Origin of the sequence: Sporomusa sp., from assembly GCF_035561155.1 — a bacterium.
Taxonomy (GTDB): domain Bacteria; phylum Bacillota; class Negativicutes; order Sporomusales; family Sporomusaceae; genus Sporomusa.
On the sequence record NZ_DATMYD010000137.1, the window covers coordinates 1 to 4099 of the forward strand.

Genomic DNA, 4099 nt, shown 5'->3' on the forward strand with positions numbered 1-4099 from the left:
TTTAAAAAGGATCGCGGCACTGGTATCCTTTTATTTGCGTACTTGTACTCGATTTTGCCCACAACCGACTTTTTGCCCCAAACGGCTCTGCACCGGGATGGTATTACTGCTTAAAACATGGCATTCTTCAGTGGTTTCGGATGGTTCGCTTGAGTCTTTTTTTTGTTTAGGGATGACACCTTTTAATAGGAAGATATTATAGGAATGAATCTTTTCGAAGTTGGACGGAGGGGAAGGCTTTACGAAGCCAAGCCACGATATCTGCACTGGCCTGGGTAGAGTGATCTGATAAATGATGGTCGCCATCCTGATATAGTTTCAATTCTCTAGGGCCTGTTGCCATGTTGTAGATCGTATGAGCTTGGCAGACAGGCACTATGATATCTGCAGTGCCGTGCAGCATGAGGAGTGACGTATGAGTAAGCTGCTTAGCATACGCCAGCAAGTCATGACGCTGAAAATCGCGGATAAAATCAGGCGTAAGAAACAGATTGCCATACTGATCTGTTAGGTGCAGGTTTCTACCGGCTGTCAGATGCTCATAGTGAGCACCCAGGGCCAAACGAAAGGTAGTAATTAAGTCCCAGGGGGTAGCCCAGAGGATAAGGCCGCTTATTTTTTGGTCAGCTGCTGCCACTGCTAGTGAGGCGCTGCCACCCATGCTGCGGCCTAGCAGCATGATTTGACTGCTAACAGTCTGTCGGGCATAGTCAACAACGGCAGTCAGCTCAGCGATCTGGCAGGATAAGCTCTGGAGAGGAGTAAAATCATAGCGGATTACGCTTACACCTGCTGCGGCTATTGTTTCAGCAAGGAGGGTAGCCCGTCCGCCCCCGTCTTTAGTACCCCGGAAGCCATGGGAAATGATCAGAGTTTTGTCTGAAGAACTACCGGAAGAGTGAATAACGCCGGACACGGGGCGACTGCCTGCTGGTATCATAATATTTTTCATGAAATATATACCTCAAAGAAAATCTAATTGCTAGGGAAGTGTTTTATTATTCTGGTTATACTGATGAATGTAGCACAAAAACTGAGCACTAAGGAGAAACCAAAATGCTGTGGCTGATTATTACGGTAGTCATTGCAATTGCTCTTTTCACTTTGCTGCGTCCGCGTCAGACGGCCTCAGATGAGCCTGATGCACAGCAAACCAGTATAGGGATTGGAGGTTCGATGGGGAGTATGATGACCGGGATGATGTTAGGCTATCTTGTCAGTAATTTTCTGATTGACAGTCACCAGTACGCACAGTGGCGTGGATTAAGTCCGGATGCGCTGAAGGAAATGCTGGCAGCTGAGGGAGTCATGACAGATGCTGAGTTCGATAATTTAAGTGATCAGATTGCTGTTAGAGCTGAGTTAAATGAAGTCCAAAATCAATATATGTATCAGGACGTCACCGAGGGATATGCCGATAGCAATAATATAGGCGATATTGGCAGAGATGCTTAGGCGTCCAGAAGTAGAGTAATCACTATCAATGCTATAGTTTATCCAAGTAAAACTGCCTAATAGGCAGTTTTTTTTAGTGACACCTTATATTAGCAATTTTTTAGTGTGAAAGCTATTATGGCCGTGATGATTGCAGGCCTAACTTATTGATAACAACAGGAATTAATGTAAGTTTATGGAGATACCCCCTTGAAACTGCTATAATGAAAGAAACAGTCCTGTAAGCAAGAGTGGGATGGTGTGTTGCGCTGTTGGTCGGGTTTCTGGTGGGACGGTAATATGTTTGGCATTACGTCGCTTACTGTCGCATATCTATATGGAAACTGCTGGCTGGATTGGCGCGTATCGCCGAGGCGGTGACCGCCGCAAGTTAAAGATAGGGGGTACGTGCGTTGAATATCATTGACCTGCACTGTGATACAATTTGGCGCCTTCTGGAAGAAGGCAAAACGGCCAGCTTATACCGCAACCCGTTTAGTGTCGATATCGAAAAATTGCAGTCAAGCCAAGCACAAGCCCAATTTTTTGCGCTGTTCGTTAATCGGGAAAAAACCAGCGACCCGCTGGAACGGGCGCTTACCATGGCGACGCGTTTTTTCCATGAGCTTGAGGAGAATAGTCAATATATTGCACTGGCTAGGAATTATGAAGAACTCCGGCAAAGCCGCACAGAAGGCAAAATCGCCGCTTTTCTCACTATCGAGGAAGGCGGTGTGCTAAAAGGCGATTTACTCAACTTAGAGAGCCTTTACCGTCTTGGTGTCAGGCTCATTACGCTGACCTGGAACTATCCCAATGAAATAGGTTATCCGAACTGCCGGCCAGAGTACCGCGGCCTAGGGCTGACGCCGTTTGGGGAGCAAATTGTTGCCGAGATGAACAGGCTGGGAATGCTTATTGATGTGTCCCACTTATCTGATCAGGGCTTTTATGATGTTGCCACACTGTCGGCAAAGCCCTTTACAGCCTCGCATTCTAATGCCCGCTCTGTAACCGGGCATCCGCGCAACCTGACAGATGACATGATCAAGCTGTTGGCCGAAAAGGGCGGGGTCATGGGTCTTAATTTTGAAAAAAGCTTTTTAGGCAACGCACCTGTAAGCCAGGTGTCTGACATGGTGCTGCATGTAAAGCATATTCGTAAAGTCGGTGGGATTGAAGTCATCGCGATTGGCTCAGATTTTGACGGTATTGACTTAGGTCTTGAATTGGCGCATGCTGGTGAAATGAGTAAGCTTGTCAACGCGCTTGAACGTAGCGGGTTGACCCAGGGAGAAATTGAAAAAATCTGCTGGGGCAACGCTTTACGCGTGATCAAGGACACGCTTATATAGCGAAATGCCATCCGTAAAAGAACAGGTGTAATTCCGCAAGAGACGAATGGTGATCTTGTAAGCTAGGGAAAGACAGTGGTAATATGAGCTGGTACTAAATAAAAGGCAACTATATATAAACGGAATCTTTTGAATATTTTACATCAAAACAGGTGGTGGACATGCTCCTAAACCTGTTTTTTCTATGAAAATATTCATTAATCCTTGATAATTAGGCATATATGACAATTGTGGAACAATCAGGATAGGCGGGGGAAGCCATGTATACAATATTTTATGGTTTAGGGACTTGCACATTTGTGAATACCTTGATAAAATAGATTTAATTCAACACCTTTAATATCTGATACTAAAACCTGATATAGGGAGGTGGGGCCGGTTGGCGTGCACTGATTGTGCATTGAATTAGTCTAAACTTACAATAAAAGGAGTGCAGTAAATGGAGTTTTTGTTAGCGCTAGCTAGTATCATGATGGTGAACATCGTGCTTAGCGGCGACAATGCAGTGGTCATTGCCATGGCCAGCCGTTGTTTGCCCCCAAAGCAGCAGAAGATGGCCATCCTGTGGGGTAGCGCCGGGGCGATAGGGCTGCGAGTTATTTTAACACTTGTAGCGGTTGTACTCTTGCAAATACCCTATGTGCAGTTTATCGGCGGTTTACTCCTAATCTGGATTGCGGCTAAGCTACTTATGGAGGATAAATGTGAGGAAAACATCGAAGCCGGTGGTTCCTTCATGTCGGCGATCAAGACAATTATTGTTGCCGATCTGGTAATGAGTCTTGACAATACCCTGGCGATTGCCGCTGTAGCTAAAGGCGATTATATGTTGCTGGCCTTAGGACTTGCTCTCAGTATCCCACTTATTATCTTCGGCAGTCAAATTATTATTAAAATTATGGATAAATATCCTGTGGTTGTATATGCCGGTGCTGCTCTAATTGCTTGGACAGCCGGTGAAATGATGATTGGCGACCACAAAATTGGTCCTGTCATCCATGGTGTTTTGCCTGAGTGGTTAATCCCGGCAGCCATCACCATTGGTGTACTGGTAGTAGGCGCTTGGTGGAAGAAAAGCCACAAAGAACAAGTCGCCGGCAGCGGCGCAAAAGCGAGCCATTCAGCGCAACAATAAGTTAAATAAGTAATACAAAGACATCGCTTTTAGAGGAGGCCACTGAAAAAGTCCCTTTAATACTTAAAAAGGTATAGACCCTCAAGAAAACTGAGGAGGCTGTACCTTTTTTCCTGTATAATAAAGGTATTAAAGGGAGCAGGTGAGTCAAATGATTCAACAACAACAATCTATG

At 45.5% G+C, this 4099-nt stretch carries 4 protein-coding genes; 3 read left to right on the plus strand and 1 reads right to left on the minus strand.

The genetic code is table 11. The features are described from left to right. Nucleotides 1–196 precede the first annotated feature (196 nt). Nucleotides 197–952, minus strand: coding sequence for an alpha/beta hydrolase (locus tag VN447_RS18090; RefSeq protein ID WP_325526878.1), 756 nt, complete (start codon nucleotides 950–952; stop codon nucleotides 197–199). Nucleotides 953–1056: 104 nt separating this feature from the next. Here VN447_RS18090 and VN447_RS18095 point away from each other — a divergent pair, with 104 nt between their 5' ends. The 3 genes from VN447_RS18095 to VN447_RS18105 all read left to right on the plus strand — a co-directional run bounded on the left by VN447_RS18095 (nucleotide 1057) and on the right by VN447_RS18105 (nucleotide 3924). Beyond that, nucleotides 1057–1455, plus strand: a complete 399-nt coding sequence (locus VN447_RS18095; RefSeq protein WP_325526881.1) for a hypothetical protein — start codon at nucleotides 1057–1059, stop codon at nucleotides 1453–1455. A 392-nt stretch (nucleotides 1456–1847) separates the two neighbouring features. After that, a complete protein-coding gene (locus tag VN447_RS18100; RefSeq protein ID WP_325526883.1) occupies nucleotides 1848–2789 on the plus strand; it encodes a dipeptidase in 942 nt (313 codons plus the stop codon). A 439-nt stretch (nucleotides 2790–3228) separates the two neighbouring features. Continuing rightward, the gene (locus tag VN447_RS18105) at nucleotides 3229–3924 is read left to right on the plus strand and encodes a TerC family protein (protein ID WP_325526885.1); all 696 of its coding nucleotides are present in this window, start codon (nucleotides 3229–3231) and stop codon (nucleotides 3922–3924) included. The last annotated feature ends 175 nt before the right edge of the window (nucleotides 3925–4099 follow it).